12 protein-coding genes are annotated in these 16430 nt (G+C 45.8%); 5 read left to right on the forward strand and 7 right to left on the reverse strand.

The features are described from left to right. Positions 1-117 precede the first annotated feature (117 nt). From ACLIIY_RS09195 to ACLIIY_RS09210, 4 genes are all read right to left on the reverse strand, one after another. Positions 118-1188: a polysaccharide lyase family 7 protein gene (locus ACLIIY_RS09195; protein ID WP_270051034.1), complete on the reverse strand. Its 1071-nt coding sequence runs from the start codon at positions 1186-1188 to the stop codon at positions 118-120. A 261-nt stretch (positions 1189-1449) separates the two neighbouring features. Continuing rightward, positions 1450-2739, reverse strand: a complete 1290-nt coding sequence (locus tag ACLIIY_RS09200) for an MATE family efflux transporter (RefSeq protein WP_434527476.1) — start codon at positions 2737-2739, stop codon at positions 1450-1452. A gap of 183 nt (positions 2740-2922) precedes the next feature. Next, positions 2923-3639 (reverse strand): FadR/GntR family transcriptional regulator, encoded by a 717-nt coding sequence (locus ACLIIY_RS09205; protein ID WP_434527477.1) that lies wholly within the window; start codon positions 3637-3639, stop codon positions 2923-2925. 119 nt (positions 3640-3758) lie between these two features. Then, the gene (locus tag ACLIIY_RS09210) at positions 3759-4535 is read right to left on the reverse strand and encodes an SDR family NAD(P)-dependent oxidoreductase (RefSeq protein ID WP_005437107.1); all 777 of its coding nucleotides are present in this window, start codon (positions 4533-4535) and stop codon (positions 3759-3761) included. A 368-nt stretch (positions 4536-4903) separates the two neighbouring features. Between ACLIIY_RS09210 and ACLIIY_RS09215 the strand changes: the two genes are divergently transcribed. From ACLIIY_RS09215 to ACLIIY_RS09230, 4 genes are all read left to right on the forward strand, one after another. Then, on the forward strand, positions 4904-5623 hold the full coding sequence (locus tag ACLIIY_RS09215) for a FadR/GntR family transcriptional regulator (RefSeq protein WP_020197014.1): 720 nt from the start codon (positions 4904-4906) through the stop codon (positions 5621-5623). A 173-nt stretch (positions 5624-5796) separates the two neighbouring features. After that, positions 5797-7659: a putative nucleotidyltransferase substrate binding domain-containing protein gene (locus ACLIIY_RS09220; RefSeq protein ID WP_434527478.1), complete on the forward strand. Its 1863-nt coding sequence runs from the start codon at positions 5797-5799 to the stop codon at positions 7657-7659. Further along, entirely contained in the window at positions 7659-8375 is a 717-nt protein-coding gene (locus ACLIIY_RS09225; protein ID WP_041055069.1) for a 3'-5' exonuclease, read from the forward strand. The genes ACLIIY_RS09220 and ACLIIY_RS09225 overlap by 1 nt, the downstream gene beginning before the upstream one ends. A gap of 18 nt (positions 8376-8393) precedes the next feature. Then, a complete protein-coding gene (locus tag ACLIIY_RS09230; protein ID WP_434527479.1) occupies positions 8394-9278 on the forward strand; it encodes a DMT family transporter in 885 nt (294 codons plus the stop codon). A gap of 106 nt (positions 9279-9384) precedes the next feature. Here the strand turns inward: ACLIIY_RS09230 and ACLIIY_RS09235 are convergent, their stop codons facing one another. From ACLIIY_RS09235 to ACLIIY_RS09245, 3 genes are all read right to left on the reverse strand, one after another. Continuing rightward, a complete protein-coding gene (locus ACLIIY_RS09235) occupies positions 9385-10833 on the reverse strand; it encodes a lytic transglycosylase F (protein WP_045478794.1) in 1449 nt (482 codons plus the stop codon). Between the two features lie 153 nt (positions 10834-10986). Continuing rightward, positions 10987-11703 (reverse strand): oligogalacturonate-specific porin KdgM family protein, encoded by a 717-nt coding sequence (locus ACLIIY_RS09240; RefSeq protein ID WP_020195684.1) that lies wholly within the window; start codon positions 11701-11703, stop codon positions 10987-10989. A gap of 71 nt (positions 11704-11774) precedes the next feature. After that, positions 11775-13034: an alginate lyase family protein gene (locus tag ACLIIY_RS09245; RefSeq protein WP_434527480.1), complete on the reverse strand. Its 1260-nt coding sequence runs from the start codon at positions 13032-13034 to the stop codon at positions 11775-11777. Between the two features lie 1412 nt (positions 13035-14446). On the opposite strand from ACLIIY_RS09245, the gene ACLIIY_RS09250 reads away from it, so the two are divergent. Continuing rightward, complete coding sequence (locus ACLIIY_RS09250) at positions 14447-16228, forward strand: sodium:solute symporter family transporter (RefSeq protein WP_434527481.1); 1782 nt, start codon at positions 14447-14449, stop codon at positions 16226-16228. The last annotated feature ends 202 nt before the right edge of the window (positions 16229-16430 follow it).

Genomic DNA, 16430 nt, shown 5'->3' on the forward strand with positions numbered 1-16430 from the left:
TCCCAGACGCCGACAAACATAGATACCGATAAACATAAACACCAACAAACTTAGCAACCAACTAAAAATCCCTACCACGTGGTAGGGATTTTTTTAGCAAGAAACCTAATTTGGGGCTTATTTGCCGTTTAACTTCAGGACAGAGAAGGTTGCACTGCTGTAATCGCCGTTCTTCTTATCCGTCTCGAAATCTCCTGTTCCTTCACAGCCTGTCGCCCAGAAGTTATCGCCAGTTTTCACGCTGCATTGTCCGTAAGCGCCCGCTTTAAAGTAGAACCACTCGTTCGCATAACCTTTCGCGAAGTCTTTCTTATCCACTTTTCCATAGGCGTCGACGTTATTGCTCAAGTCGAGTTCATACTTCACGGTTGGGTGGCCTTCAGCTTCGAATGCAAGCTGCATAATGTTACCTTCGACTTTAACGCTGTAGCTGAACTCTTCACCAAGTGCGATGCCTTTATCTCCCGGCTCAGCGTTGTTTTCCCATGTATTACCCCATACTGGATAAGCGATGTCTGTACGATCAGGATCCGCTTTCGCGAGGTTGCGTTCGTATGTCCAGAACACCGATCCCATCTTATGGTTAGGCCATTTCTTGTAGAAGATTTTTAGTGGTTCGTTGCCGTGTCCAAACCCTGTGTTCGCCTCTAACTGAGCCGGATCTTTGCCCGCATGAATCTGCCCTACCACGACGGAATACGCCGGGTATTTTTCTGGATTCTTAGAGCGCGTAGCAACGTGGTTTACTTTCAACGTCGCTTCTAATGTTCCTCCCACTGCGCTGAACGATTCCGCTTGAGGATGCGCCGCAATCGCCCAGTTGTTTTCTGGTGCTTTCACGCTGATATCGACATCAGTGCCTCGCCCCATTTGGCGCAGCTCAGAACGCGCGTTTGTAGAGCCCTTTGTTGTCACCGCCATGTTCGGCACTTCAAAGACCATATTGTCGTTTTCATCTAAGAAGAAAAATTGGTGATGTGAGTAACTGAGCATCGCCACCCCTTCGATTTCATCCGCTCGACCGTTGTTGTCTTTGTCCATTGGCAAGGTGATTTTCCAGTTCATCATATCGAACTTATCTGCAGGCACTGGATGAGGTGTCTGATTGTGGGCCAAAGCAGTCATTGGTAGCGTAGTAAGTAAAGCGGCAGCGAGAAGATTCTTGTTCAGTCTTTTGCTATTACACATGGATTTGGATTTCCTTATTTATGTATTATTGTCGTACATATTAATTGTTAATCCAGAGATTAAACTGAATGGAAAATCGGGTGTGTAAAATCGCTCACAGTTTGATCATCGCAAGTTCTACTTGGATCAAACTTTAAGAAAAAGTGATAGATAAAAGCAGGTTATTTAAACCAAACACTCAGCAGTAAACTATAGAGACAAAAAAGCCCTCATCATTGATGGGCTCTTTACTAGACGAAAAATCAAAATAAAAACGACAAATTAATCATACATAAGCTTCTCAGCTTTCTTGAGATCAAACTCGTTGAGTGATTTACGCGCCAAGTGCCTAAATGGCAGTGCTTTCACTATTTCTTCAAATGGCATAACGGCGAACGCCCAAAAGAAAGAGAGATCCCAATGCAGAATGATCAATGCACACAATGGGATGGACACAATCCACTGACCAGTGAAGTTGATCTTAAAGACTTCTGTGGTCTTACCCAACGCACGTAACACGTGACCGTGTACCGTGTTATAGCCACGAACAATCGGCAGAAAGACGTATAACGGCGCGATAGAAGCAAGGGCAACGTAAGTGCTTGGATCTAGATCTGGGTATAAATCCGGTAGAACAAAACTTAAGGCTAAGAAGAACGCCGCCGAGACAAATGAGATCATCACAGCCATGTCGATGCTGATATCAACATTCTTACGCAGTTCATCCATTTGTCGTGAACCAATCGCTTGGCTGATCGTGATCGCCGACGAGTGTGCCCAAGCCGTGATGAACTGAGTCCCTGCTTTGATCCAAGGCATCACGATGGTCATCGCTACGTACGCGTTCAATGTCAGCTGTGAGTACAACAACATGTAGATAGTCGCGCCGGTTTGCAACATGGTCACGTTCGCTGCAACGGGGAATATCTCTTTAAAGTGATTTAGCGTGTTGGCCTTCAGTGACGCATCTAGGTTCTTAATCGACAAGACGATGGAATCATCCCATCGAATACAAAGAGTTAGGTACAGTAATCGAATGGTGATGGCGATTAAACTGCCTGCTGCCGCGCCTTGCACACCAATCCCCTCAAAACCAGCAAAGCCATGAATCAACACGTACGACATTGCCATGTTGACCGGCAGCTCAATCAAGTAACCTTTGAACGGCACTTTGGTTCGGCCAAGGGCATTAAACAAGGCGATCATAACTTGAGTAATCGCGTTGAAGATGATGATGAACTTGGCCACAGCGAGGTAACGTTCGGTCTCTGCATAAAGGGCAACGTTGTCGGTCAACTTACTGATCAACGCTTTGTCGAAGGCGGTAATCAGTGTCCAAAACACAACCGCGACCAAAACGTTGATAATTAAGCCCGCCCAGAAGCCTTTATTCAAAGATAGGCGTTGCCCAGATCCAACCGCTCGACTGAGTACCAACTGTGAGCCGTTCGCCAGCGCCATTTGGATACCTAAAACAAAGGAGACGATGGTGGTGGCAATGCCCATCGCAGCAAGGGAAACTTCACCGAGTGGTGAGACAAGGAAGGTGTCGATCATTAACATCGACTGCATTAATAATGCGTTCAAGGCCAGCGGCCAAGCAAGGGACAGATTTTTTCTTATATAGGGTTGGGAAGACATGGTAGACCTTTAGGAGTTGTCACAAGCGCAACTAGCAAGCAAGCCGTTGCCGCTAAACGTTGGCCTTGCCCTATCCTTTCACCGTTAGAGCAAAGCCAAATACACGTTGATTCATCAACCGTTGGCGACCTGAGCCAGTTTTTGGTTTTCATCGTTAAGCAATGTATGCGACGCGATGCGAGCTTGGTCTCCATTTCCCGCCATAATGGCATCGTAAATCGCGCGATGCTCTTCAATACAGAAACGACCGCCTTCAGCTGAATGATCGATAAACTGCTTGAAGATGGTCGACAAGATATTGCTAAACGGAATGTAGAATTGATTGCCTGTTGCAAGGAATATTGTCTGGTGGAACAGGTGGTCATTGACCGTCCAATCGTCATAATCGAAACGATTGGCTGCCATGGTCATACGCTGAAAAATAACCGACAACTCTTTGCGTTGCTCTGCCGTTGCGTTATTCGCCGCTAAGGCACAAGCCTCTGGTTCAATCGCTTTACGCAGCCCCAAAAACTGAGCCAGAAACGGCTCGGTATCTTCTAAATCTTGAATCCATTCCAAGAGTTGAGGGTCGAGAAAATGCCAGTGGCTGCGCGCGCGAATGGTCGTTCCCACTTTCGGCTTTGACTCGATTAACCCTTTTGCTGAGAGCAGTTTGGTTGACTCACGTAATGCTGTGCGACTCACGCCAAACGCGTCACAGAGATCCATCTCATTGGGTAGCTTTTCATTTTGGTTTAGCTCACCTGACAGTATTTTGCGGGCGATTTGTCTGGCAACTTGCACATGGATCTTGCGGTGTGAATCCTCCACAAGAGAAAACTTTGCCATTTGACGCTCCTTATAATTATGCTTCCAGTGCCGTAACACTTGATAAATGATCAAAAAAAGCCAGACGAAGCTGGCTTTTTGAGGTCAGTGTATTCGTCTGAAACGAAATAGGTCAGCGCTTATGGCGCCATTTGTCCGCCGTTTACATCCAGCACTTGGCCAGTGATGTAACCAGAACATGCATGTGAAGCGAAGAAAGCAAACGTTGGTGCTACTTCTTCGATTCGACCGAAGCGACCCATAGGGATACCGCTTGCGATTGCTGCTTTCAACTCGTCAGATTTACCATCGTGGAATGCGGTGTCGATAGTGCCTGGAGAAACGATGTTGAAACGGATGTTGTCTTTAGTGAACTCTTTCACCCAGTTACGGTGAATGTCGTGTAACCACGCTTTTGATGCTGCGTAGATACCAGCACCAACACCGCCACCTTCACGAGCTGCGATAGAGCCAGTGCTGATCACACATGCTGTCTCACCAGATTCCGCTGCCGACGCACGTAGGTGCGGAATTGAGTATTTGGTTGTCATCAACGCAGAACGAGCGTTCAGATCCATCACGCGGTTGTAGAACTCATCATCGATGTTTTCTAGGTTTTCACGACCGCCAAGACCACCAGCGTTGTTGATTAGCACGTCCATGCCACCGAAATGATCGGTAAATTCCTTAACCAGTTTTTCGCAATCTGCGGTCACCATAAGGTTCGCTTGGAAAAACTTAACATCGCCACCAAGTGCAGTTAGCTCAGTCACTGCTGCATCTGCGTCAGGACCGGTTTGATGACTGTTAATGCCGATTTTAGCGCCGTATTTTGCGAACACGCGTGCCGCCGCTAGGCCCATACCTGACGTAGAACCAGTGATAAGTACGCGCTTACCTTTCAAATCGTTAAACATGACGGTTTACCTATGTTAGTTATTCGTGCTTTCGAAATAAATCATACAATAAGATCTTTCAGTCGCAAGCGTATTTGCGCCCAATTGAGCGAGATCCGGCAAAATTCGTCAGTTTTGCGCTGCATTTGTGGTTTGGGTCACAACAAGTAGGATTTTACAGCCATTATTTGTATGAATAATTTAACAACCCGATAGCGATAAAAACGATATTGAAGAAGCGGTCAAGTCAACGCAATCATTGATTGTGTCTAGTGAAAACACGCGTTATGTGAACCTTCTTATATTACGTTCACATCTGCTTGGTGGGTGGGGGCAAGAGTGCTATAGTACGGCTTAAATAATACATATTTAGTAATTAAGTGAAGATTATGTCTGGCGAATTTCATTCTATCTCAGGCTCTAAGCGAAGCCTTCATGTGCAAGTAGCGCGTGAAATCGCACGTGGTATTTTGTCTGGTAAGCTTCCTCAGGGCTCTATCCTACCTGGCGAAATGGTTCTTTGTGAGCAATTTGGCATCAGCCGTACTGCACTACGTGAAGCAGTGAAATTGCTAACGTCGAAAGGTCTACTTGAGTCGCGTCCTAAAGTTGGTACTCGCGTCATCAACCGTGCTTACTGGAACTTCTTAGATCCTCAGCTGATTGAATGGATGGACGGTCTTGCAGATACTGACCAGTTCTGTGGCCAATTCCTTGGTTTACGCCGTGCGATCGAGCCAGAGGCATGTGCACTTGCTGCTATCCACGCGACCGCGGAACAACGTATTGAATTATCTGAAACTTTCCAACAGATGGTCGACGTTGCAGAAGCGGAAGAGTTTGATCACGAAAAATGGATGGAAGTGGACACTCGCTTCCACAGCCTGATCTTCAATGCAACAGGTAACGACTTCTACCTACCATTCGGCAATATCCTAACGACGATGTTCGTTAACTTTATTGCGCACTCTTCGGAAGAAGGCAGCACTTGTATCAAAGAACACCGTCAGATTTACGATGCAATCATGGCAGGCAACGCTGACAAAGCGCGCCAAGCATCAGCGAATCACTTATTAGACTCTAAGCACCGCTTAGCGCCAGTAAAATAAGTTCAGCGACAAACCATTGAAAGCACGCGTCCTTCGCGTGCTTTTTTGTCTCTACTCCCCTCTTGCTTCAGCAAGAACCCTCTCTTTCCTCACAAAAAACTTCTTATTCAGTGATACTTTGATTAAATTTAGATATATAATAATACAAATTAAATTTATTAAAGTGCTGTGTTATGACTGAATCTTTGCTGCCAAACATCCTGCAATTTATTGGGCAAATCGACCCATTCGACAAGATCCCAAAACCTGCCTTGCGTGAACTCGCATCGCACGTGCAGATTACCTACCTTGGCAAAGGTGAAGTCATTGACCAATGCGTGACAGGCCAAGAAAAGTCACTCTACATCATACGTACTGGCTCTATGGAGCAAAGAAAGTCCGATGGTGTGCTACGTGCGAAACTGGGGCCAGAAGACATCTTCGGTTTTACCTTTCTTGGCAGCCAAATCGACAGCACGAAAGGCTACCGTGCCATCGCGATTGAAAACTCACTGGTTTATGTTATTCCCAACTCGGCGCTTAAAAAACTGTTCGAAACCCACCCTGAATGTGCAGAGCACTTTGCTTCTCAAGCGCAAGTTCGTTTGAAATCCGCGCTGGATGTGGTGTGGTCAAACAAAGAGAAAGGCTTGTTCATTCGCCGCGTTGGTGAGGTTGCCAGCGGTCGCGTTGCAGTGGTGACTGCCGACCAGTCGATTCAAACCGTTGCAAACGAGATGCTAACCAAATGCTCGCCTTGCGCCGTGGTTTACGAGAACGACAAAATCGTTGGCTTGATTACCGACCGCGATATGACCAAGCGCGTTATCGCACAAGGGGTAAGTACTGACCGCCCTATTTCTGAAGTGATGACGTACGATCCACAAACCATCAAGCCGGATGATCTCGTTTTGCATGCCGCATCGATGATGATGCAGCACAATATTCGCAACCTGCCATTAGTGGAAAACAACAAGGTCGTCGGCGTACTGACTACGACACACCTTGTGCAAAACCACCGTGTGCAAGCGATCTTCTTGATCGAGAAAATCAAGTACGCAGGCAGCGTAAAATCCCTGTCGAGCTTTACCCCAGAGCGCCAAGCGATCTTTGAAGCGCTAGTTGATGGGCACGTTTCACCAGAAGTCATCGGTAAAGTGATGACGATGATCATGGATGCTTACACGCGGCGCTTGATTCAAATCGCGATTGATAAACTTGGTCCACCGCCATGTAAGTTCTCATGGATCGTGGCTGGCTCTCACGCTCGAAACGAAGTCCACATGTTGTCGGATCAAGACAGCGCGATCGTCCTTGCTGACCACGCGACAGAGAACGACCGAATTTACTTCAAGCACCTTGCTATGATCGTCAGTAACGGCCTTGCGAGCTGTGATTACCCTTTGTGTCCTGGCAAATTTATGGCCGCAACGCCAAAGTGGTGCCAACCTCTGAGCGTCTGGAAGAAGTACTACAAGAAATGGGTTGCCAACCCAGAGTACGAGCGCTTGCTAAACATCAGCGTGTTCTTGGAAATTCGTACCCTTTACGGCAATAAAGATTACGAAAGCATCTTGCGAGATGAGCTGCACACCAACATCCGCAGCAATCGTGAGTTCCTCTCCATGCTTGTGAACGATGCGGTGAACACCAACCCACCGTTGGGCATCTTCAACAGTTTGGTTTTGGAGAAGTCAGGTGAGAACAAGAAGACGCTCGATGTGAAGAAGTACGCCATCAATCTGATCATCGATTTGGCGCGCATTTACGGTTTGGCGGTTGAGTGTGATTTAACGGCAACCGACGAGCGTTTCAAAGCCGCGAATGAAGCGGGCGTATTAAGTGAAGATGCGTACAAGAACATCCTTAACGCGTACCAGTTCATCTTGTCGTTCCGTTTTGGTCATCAGTTAGAGGCGCTGAAACGTGGCGAAGAGCCAAATAACCACATCGATCCAAATACGTTCGGTAGCTTTGAACGCCAACACCTGAAAGACGCGTTCCGTATCATTGCTGATTTGCAGGAAGCGGCGAAAGTGCGCTTTGGGAGCCGTTAATGAAGCGAATCCTAGAACACTTTCATCCTTGCTCGCGTCTGAATCGAAAGCGCGAGCAATACGTGAAACAGACAACCATGCCAGAGCACATCAAAGCGCTGGTTCAAACGCCACGTCTGGAAGCGGCGCAATTCGCACAAGACGCCAATTACATTGTGCTAGATTTGGAAACGACCGGCTTAGACAGCGAAGAAGATCTGATTTTGTCGATCGGTTGGGTAGACATAGCGAATGGCAAAGTGGATCTGGCCACCAGCCAGCACATGTATATCAATAGTGATTCGCAAATCAAACCAGAAACCGCGGTGATCAACCATATTACGCCGCAAATGCTGTCCGAAGGCGTTTCTATCCATGATGCCATGCGCGCATTTTTTCATGCCGCCAAAGGTAAGATCTTGGTCGCTCACGCGTGTGTGGTCGAAACCCAGTTCATCAATCAATATCTACAGCGGGTGTTTAAACTCAGCGAACCACCTTTGGTTTGGCTCGACACCATGTGCATTGAAAAGCATCTACAGAAAGCGATTAATCCTCGTGACGAAATTGATGTCACTCTCTCTGGCACTCGCGCTCGTTATGGCTTGCCTGAGTACAACGGACACAATGCGTTAGCGGATGCGGTTGCGACGGCAGAGCTGTTGTTAGCACAAAAAACTCGCATTACTCCTCAAGGAAAAACCACCATCGGTACCCTTTATCGATTGAGTCTCTAACTCTCTAACCATTCCAATATGAAAAAATCTGATGTCTCTAGCGCCATCTTCCTTTTGGTGGCGGCGAACTTGGTTGCGTCTCTTTCTGACGTTTCCCTCAAAATGCTTAATGGCGAAGTACCCACTTTTCAATACGTCTTTATTCGCCAATTAATCAGTCTGGTGTTGCTGTTACCTCTTTGGCTTCGTTTGGATAAACGAGAACGTCAAATGGGATGCGATTGGATCACCTTCTGGCGCGCGCAATTAATTCTGATAGGCAGTGCCAGCGCTATGGTAGCGATCACGCATCTACCATTGGCGACAGCGAATGCGATTTTCTATGTCAGCCCACTATTGGTGCTGCCGCTGTCGGTTATCTTCCTTAAAGAAAAGCCCTCCAAAGGAAAGATTTTCGGTACTTTGATTGGTTTTGGTGGCGTCTTAATTGTACTTCGTCCCGAACATTTCCATTGGGCTGCGATCATTGCTCTCGGCAGCGCGCTTGCCATCGGAGTGGGCAACATTCTTATTCGCCGGATGCCACAAGAGCAGCCTTTGGTGTGCACCTTATTTTGGACAACGTTAATGACATTACCAGTCGCTTTATTGCTCGCCTACCCTCAATGGCAAGCCATTACATGGCAACACCTGATGTGGATTGTGGCGATTAACTTGTTTGTACTTGCCTACCATGCCTTGGTGGTCAAAGCGTTTAAGCGTGCACCAGCAAGCCAGATTGCATTGGCTGAGTATTCCGGACTGGCGTTTGTAACACTGTTTGGTGTGATGTGGTTTGATGAAATACCCGACTTGTTTACTGCACTCGGTATCGTCCTGATTGTGCTGCCGATGATGCCGCTCAATTGGCAGCGTTTACTGGGTAACAAGCGCCGAGTAGAGACTGCGCAAGAAGTGTCTTAATCACTTTAAGCAATAAGATAAATACTTAAGAAGAGCACAACACTCCTCTTTTCTTTAGTGTGCTTAAGCTATCTTGCGAATACCTTTTCCGCTAACACTTTTCTCGTTAGTAATAGAGCTTAATGGTTTCGAGTTTGTATGGCGGATGAAGGTAAGGTTCGAGCTCACTACGACGATTGTTGAGTCGTTCTAGCAACTTGTAGGCAATAAAATAATGGTTAATGTTGCTGACGTAACGTATCGGCTCAAGTCCAATGTATTGCCTCGTCACCACTTCGACATTGCCAAACCAGACATTGGGATCATACCCTTTCTCTTTGGCGATTCTTCTCATCTTCCTCATGTTACCCGGCCCTGCATTGTAGGCTGCGAGGCAGAAGTAAATGATGTCGTTTTCGCTGATGTTTTCATCGTTAAAAAAGTACTTTCGAAGATAATGCATGTACTTCAAACCAGCGTGAATATTGGGTTCTTTCTCGTAGATATTGGAAATGTTGATGGCTCTATCTCTCGCCGTAGTCGGCAAGATCTGCATGATGCCCACCGCCCCTTTGTGAGAAATGACGTTTTGGTTCAATCCGGATTCTTGAAAGCCTTGAGCCAACATCAACAGGTGGTTGAATTGATACTCCTGAGAATACGCGTAGAAGATATCTAGCAATTCTTTAGAACGAACTGCATTGTCTCGGTTAAGGAACTTTCTCAACCATTTGTCGTTTTCGAGATACCTTTCATTAACAACATTGCCGAACAAAGTTCCTATCCGAACTTCCTTGATGAACTTGTTCACCGCCTCTTCTAACTGAGGCGAATCTTGTCGTATTCCCCATCCAATCTGGGCATTTTCCCTGATGGTGATTTGATTATGAAACGCCACGCCGGGAAAGATATTCCCCCACATCCCCGTCTTGTGTCGGTCGAGTACGGTGATATCGATAATGCCCGCACTGACCATTTCCAGAACCTCATAATCTTGCATGATTTCATCAAGAAACAAGATATTAATCAACGGTTTGTTTTGTATCGTGAAGTAGTTATTTACCTTGGTTAGGCTCTTATGGTAACTCGAGCTTTCTCTCACCCAAACATCCAGCCCACTCAAATCATCCACGGTTTTGATGTCCGAGTATCTGGTGTTGGTCACAATGATTTCTGAGACGTTTTCTCGCACCGGGTCGCTAAACGCAATCTGCTCTTTGCGCTCATTGGTAATGGTTAGATTCGCAACTATGACGTCACCATAACCAGCAATCAATTTGGGGATGAGTTCGTTTCTTGCGACCGGAATAACCTGAATGTTGATCGCCTTTTTGTTCTTCCTTAAATAGCGTTCAAATTCATAAATAAGCTCAGAGATAATGCCTTTCGGCTTACCATTTTGGATGTAGTAAAAACCCAGATCAGCAGACACCAAAATACGAACGGCTTTCTTTTCCTTCAGGGTATCTAAATCCCCCACGTAGGGGTCAGACTTTAAAGGAGAGAGTTCCAATGCGACACTGGTATGAGAGAAAGACCAAAGACATAGGACGATGCAAAGTATTTTACCCACCATGAGCTTATCCGTTCGCCAAATCATTAATGACAATTTTAGCAATAAAAGCTCGCTGGCATGTCTTAGGTCTGAGCCTGACCTTGTTCAAAAACAAAAATAGCCCGCTTCGGCGGCGGGCTATTGGGAAGAATCTTAATTTATTTGTGGCTTGGATTAGAAGCTGTACGTCACACCAACACGGCTACGTAGCTGACGTGATGAGCTGTCATCACAAGAGCTGTTACATTGAACGTTACCGAATTCTACGTATGGACGCCAATCCCAACCTTTCTCTTTGTAGCCTAGTTTAAAGTTGTAGTCCCATTCGTACTTACCATCGCGGTTACCTAGCTTCCACTCATCGCTGAAGAAATCTTCTTTGTAGTTTGCTTCAAAACCAAATTGCCAAGCGTTCCAGTTGTAATCGATGTTACCCGTGATTTTACTCGCGTTCAGTGAATCGTGTTGTTTGCCGTCTAGACCTGTTGATGTTTTACCAGATGCGTAGTTGCGGAACTCGTGACGGTAGCGAAGCTTGGTTGTGATACCAGAATCGAATTTGTATTGAACACGAACCTGAGGTTTGTACGTTACGGCTTCGTCACCAAAAGTAATTGGCATCGATGTAGTTACACGCCAGTTGTTATCAAATTTGAAGTGGTAGCCGTATTCGAATTCGCTATCACCACGCTGAAGCTCGCTCAAGTTGCCAGTGTGCTTCATCTCGACGCCGTAGTAATGGTTACCTGTGCTGCCACCAATTTTGATACGACCTGCCCACTGCTCTGAATCGTGTTTGTATTCTTCACGGAAGTCTAGTGACGCGGCTGAAATGCTACCTGCAAAAAGGGTTGTCGCGATCGCTAAAGCAATTTGTTTTTTAGAAGTCATAGTAATGTTCCACTGTAAATAAATTGTATTTCAAAGTGGCGACGCGCATACACGCCGCCCTTTTTAGGGTTTTATTGTTTTGGGTAAAGCAATTCGATATCGCGCTGAGCCCAAACTTCTGCCAAGTTCTTCTTCACTGTGAAGCGGCTAAAGTCAGTTTCGGTTGCCAGTTTCACCCACTCAGGTTTCTCCATCGCCACACCTGCTTTTAGGTAAATCGGTGTCATGCGCTCTACGCGGCGTGGATTGTCTTTCGCGGTGTATGGCCAGTCAGACGCAGGATCTTGATAAGTCGCCATTAGCTGAATACCTTGCGCTAATGAGCCACCTTTCTTGTTTTGGTAGTGCCATAGGTCGATGCCGACTTTGTCACCGATTTGAGCGATGCCGACCAATGGATCTAAGCTGAAGTAGTGGTAATGGTATGCACGAGTACGTTCGATTTCATGAGGCTGAGAGCCGTCTTTTTCGAACTGAGTGTCTACACGCATCTTGCCTTTTTGAACCATCTGCTTTGCGAGAGGCTCATTACCTAAGAAGTAAGCAATACTGGCGACTTGGAAGTCATACCAAGTACCGTGGTTGTTTGCCGCAGCAGCTTCGCCTTTCGGGCCACCTGATAGGTCATCAATGATCAACCAATCTAGGTATTCGCCGTACCACTTCGTGATTTGCTGTTCGTCTTTATCCGTCCAAGCAGGAGAAAGCGAAAGGATGGCGATCGAATCCAGCATGCGATCGGCCAGAGTACGTGTATCAATAATGCCGCCACGACGACCTTCTGCACGACCAGGTACACCCTGACCGTAATTCACGTTCGGGTTCATCTTAGTTTCATCATTCATGAACCAAGTACGAACGTATTCGATACCTTGTTTTGCGTATTTCTCGTCTTGGCTGAAGTAATAAGCCAATGCCAATGCGCGAACAGAACGAGTGAAGTGACCAATACGTTTAGAATCTGTTTCAGCTGTTTTCGATGCTGGGTTAGTTTTGCCATCGTGACGAACCCAAGGAAGGCCATCTTCTTTCGATTCATCTGGCCACCAGTACGGGCTGATGCTCATGTAATCGTTTTTGCTACCGCTTGGTGGCGTCATACCTTTCGCCGTTACCGTAAACGGGCCATCTTTCATCGCCAGTTCTGCTTCTTCAATAAGACGGTCGTACGCGTCTTTCATTGAATCGCTCGCTTTATCTGACTGTAAAACAGCGCGGTTTTGTTCAAGCGTTGCTTCATCAAGGAACACAAAGTCTGCAGCAAGAGTGTTAGCACTGAAAAGAATGGCGCTGAGGCAGGTTGCTAGATGTAGAGGTCGTAGGGGTTTCATTATTATCGGCCTTATATCTTGAGTTAAAATACTACAAATATAGTACCCAGCCGATGTTGAGCGTTCTGTGAATTAGATCTAATTGTATGATTTATCCACGCTATCAAACTTTGTTACAACCACCAAAGTTGACATTAACTTATTGATATTAAATATATTACCGATATTTACGGCTCATTAATTGTCTTAATATTTAGGCTAAAAATGTGCTCTACCGCATATTTTTGCACCAAATGAGTTCATTTTTATTTGTCATACAATATAATCATTTCAAGTTTTTGAGACACAGAACATCAAATTGCTATTGACGCGCACTTTTTCGCTCTGTCCTTTTCTACATAGAGTCCAATAACAGGTTAAGCATCGCTTGGTTATAGAGATGAAATGAGAAAGGCCGAGGCTATATAAGCAAAGGTCACTTATGTCAGGCTGAGACATAAGGGGATAGAAGAAATAAGTAAGCACAAGAAATAGCAAATAGAAGCAAAGTGCAGCGAACAAGATGGACGCGACCAGTGAAACTTTCGACATTGAAGAATACTGTTTTGTCATCCCTACTCGCTGTTGCTCAAGTCTTGATGGTTCTAAGCAGCTTGTTGTTGCTTCCAACGGTTGTGGTTCTCATTGGACTTAAGTGGCTGTAGCGGTTTGTCTTTTGTAACAGACACTTATAGAGACAAATCAACAGCCTGGTTTCGCTATCAATAGGTAACAAGCCAAGGAAAACGCTTAATTGGTTATGACTAATTGAGTTTTTAGGAGTAGTTACTTAAGTGGGAAATGTTTAATACCAATCGGCATAAGAAAAGCGCCGAGATCGATCAGACGAGGATGATGACTTGTGTCGATTGGTATAGTTGCTCCCATATCATAACAACACTTTACAGAGCCTAGCTTTGTTGAACTTTGCAATGATTGTCGAAGATCTTACAGCGTAACGTGCTTAGCAGCGATGAGAGATATACCCCTCGAGTATCTTTCAGCTACATCCAGAACCTCGTTTCACTGTTCTATTGCAATCCAACAGAACCCTTGGCTCAGACGGTATCAATACCGTTTTCGCCCACGCATTACAGGCATGTCGTGGGCGTTTTTTTATCTGCAATAGTCATACAAATCTGACAATACTTCACACCTTCTTACGCCGTTATAACCCTTATTAACTAAGGCTATAAACGCTATTGAACCAATCGAGTGCACGCCAAAGTCATTGATAAGTTGCCGTGATATTGACTTGGTGCACCCTTCCCCTTTTGAGTGCAATGTCAATATCCGATCACGATCACTTGTATGATTATTGAAATGACCCATTCCGGATCATTCGTCACGCTTTTGAGTTATTGTACTACAAATAAGTAAACTGATAGTTAGTATTGCCTCAAGACATTAAATAACGATCAAAAGGTCTAAAGATGGAACTCAATACCCTTATTGTAGGCATCTACTTTCTATTCTTAATTGCAATAGGTTGGATGTTCAGAACGTTTACCAATACGACTAGTGACTATTTCCGAGGCGGCGGCAACATGCTTTGGTGGATGGTTGGTGCAACGGCCTTCATGACGCAGTTCTCTGCATGGACGTTTACTGGTGCTGCTGGTAAAGCTTATAACGATGGTTTCGCGGTTGCGGTTATCTTCCTAGCAAACGCATTCGGTTACTTCATGAACTTTGCGTATTTCGCACCAAAGTTCCGCCAGCTACGTGTAGTAACGGTAATTGAAGCGATTCGTATGCGTTTCGGCACCACGAACGAACAAGTCTTTACTTGGTCTTCAATGCCAAACAGTGTGGTATCTGCTGGTGTTTGGTTGAATGCACTGGCGATCATCGCTTCTGGTATTTTCGGCTTTGATATGACAGCAACCATCTGGATTACCGGTTTGGTGGTACTGATGATGTCAGTAACGGGTGGCTCTTGGGCAGTTATCGCGTCTGACTTCATGCAGATGGTGATCATCATGGCGGTAACGGTAACTTGTGCAGTTGTTGCGATCGTTCAAGGCGGCGGCATTACTGAAGTCATCAGTAACTTCCCTGTCGCAGAAGGTGGTTCTTTCGTCTCTGGTAACAACCTGAACTACCTAAGCATCTTTAGCATTTGGGCGTTCTTCATCTTTGTTAAGCAGTTCTCTATTACCAACAACATGTTGAACTCTTACCGCTACCTTGCAGCAAAAGACTCGAAAAATGCGAAGAAAGCAGCATTGCTAGCATGTGTTCTAATGCTAGGCGGTGTATTCATTTGGTTCATGCCTTCTTGGTACATTGCGGGTCAAGGCGTAGACCTATCAGCCGCTTATCCAGATGCAGGTAGCAAAGCAGGCGACTTCGCTTACCTTTACTTCGTACAAGAGTACATGCCAGCGGGTATGGTTGGCCTTCTCGTAGCAGCAATGTTTGCCGCGACCATGTCTTCAATGGACTCAGGTCTAAACCGCAACTCTGGTATCTTCGTTAAGAACTTCTACGAACCAGTGATTCGCCGTGGCCAAGCATCAGAGAAAGAGCTGGTAACGGTATCGAAAATTACCTCAACGGTATTTGGTATTGCCATCATCCTGGTTGCGCAATTCATCAACTCACTAAAAGGCCTGAGCCTGTTCGACACCATGATGTACGTTGGTGCCTTGATCGGCTTCCCAATGACAATCCCTGCATTCCTAGGCTTCTTTATTAAGAAAACGCCAGACTGGGCTGGTTGGGGCACGCTGATTGTCGGTGGTCTTGTCTCTTACGTTGTTGGTTTTGTTATCACTGCTGACATGGTTTCTTCAGCATTCGGTCTTGAACAGCTTACAGGCCGTGAATGGTCAGACGTTAAAGTCGCGATTGGTCTAGTTGGCCACATTACGCTAACGGGTGGCTTCTTCGTTCTATCAACGCTGTTCTACAAGCCTCTAACTGAGAAACGTCAGGCAGACGTAGATAAGTTCTTCGACAACCTATCAACACCACTTGTTGCTGAATCTGCAGAACAGAAAGTTCTTGATAACAAGCAACGTCAAATGCTTGGCAAACTCATCGCAGTCGCTGGTGTAGGCGTAATGTTGATGGCGCTACTGCCAAACCCAATGTGGGGACGCTTAGTCTTCATCTTGTGTGGTGCGATTGTTGGTGGTGTTGGTCTACTACTTGTTAAAGCGGTTGACGACAACGGTACTCAAACCCAACAAGCGGTAACCGAAAGCTAAATCTACCTTATGAAGCGGTTGTACACAGCCGCTTCATTCCTCCCTTATCACTCAGGTCTATTTGTTTACTTTTTTGTTAAGTCCGTTGCGGTTGAGACATTAAATAACCAGCGAATTTAACAAAGAAATAATCATACAAAATAAGCGAAATGTATAACCAAAGTTTCTTGTTGAAACGATAAGCGAATGTAATTAACGGGGT

It is taken from the genome of Vibrio sp. K4 (genome assembly GCF_051122595.1).
Taxonomy (GTDB): Bacteria; Pseudomonadota; Gammaproteobacteria; order Enterobacterales; family Vibrionaceae; genus Vibrio; species Vibrio owensii.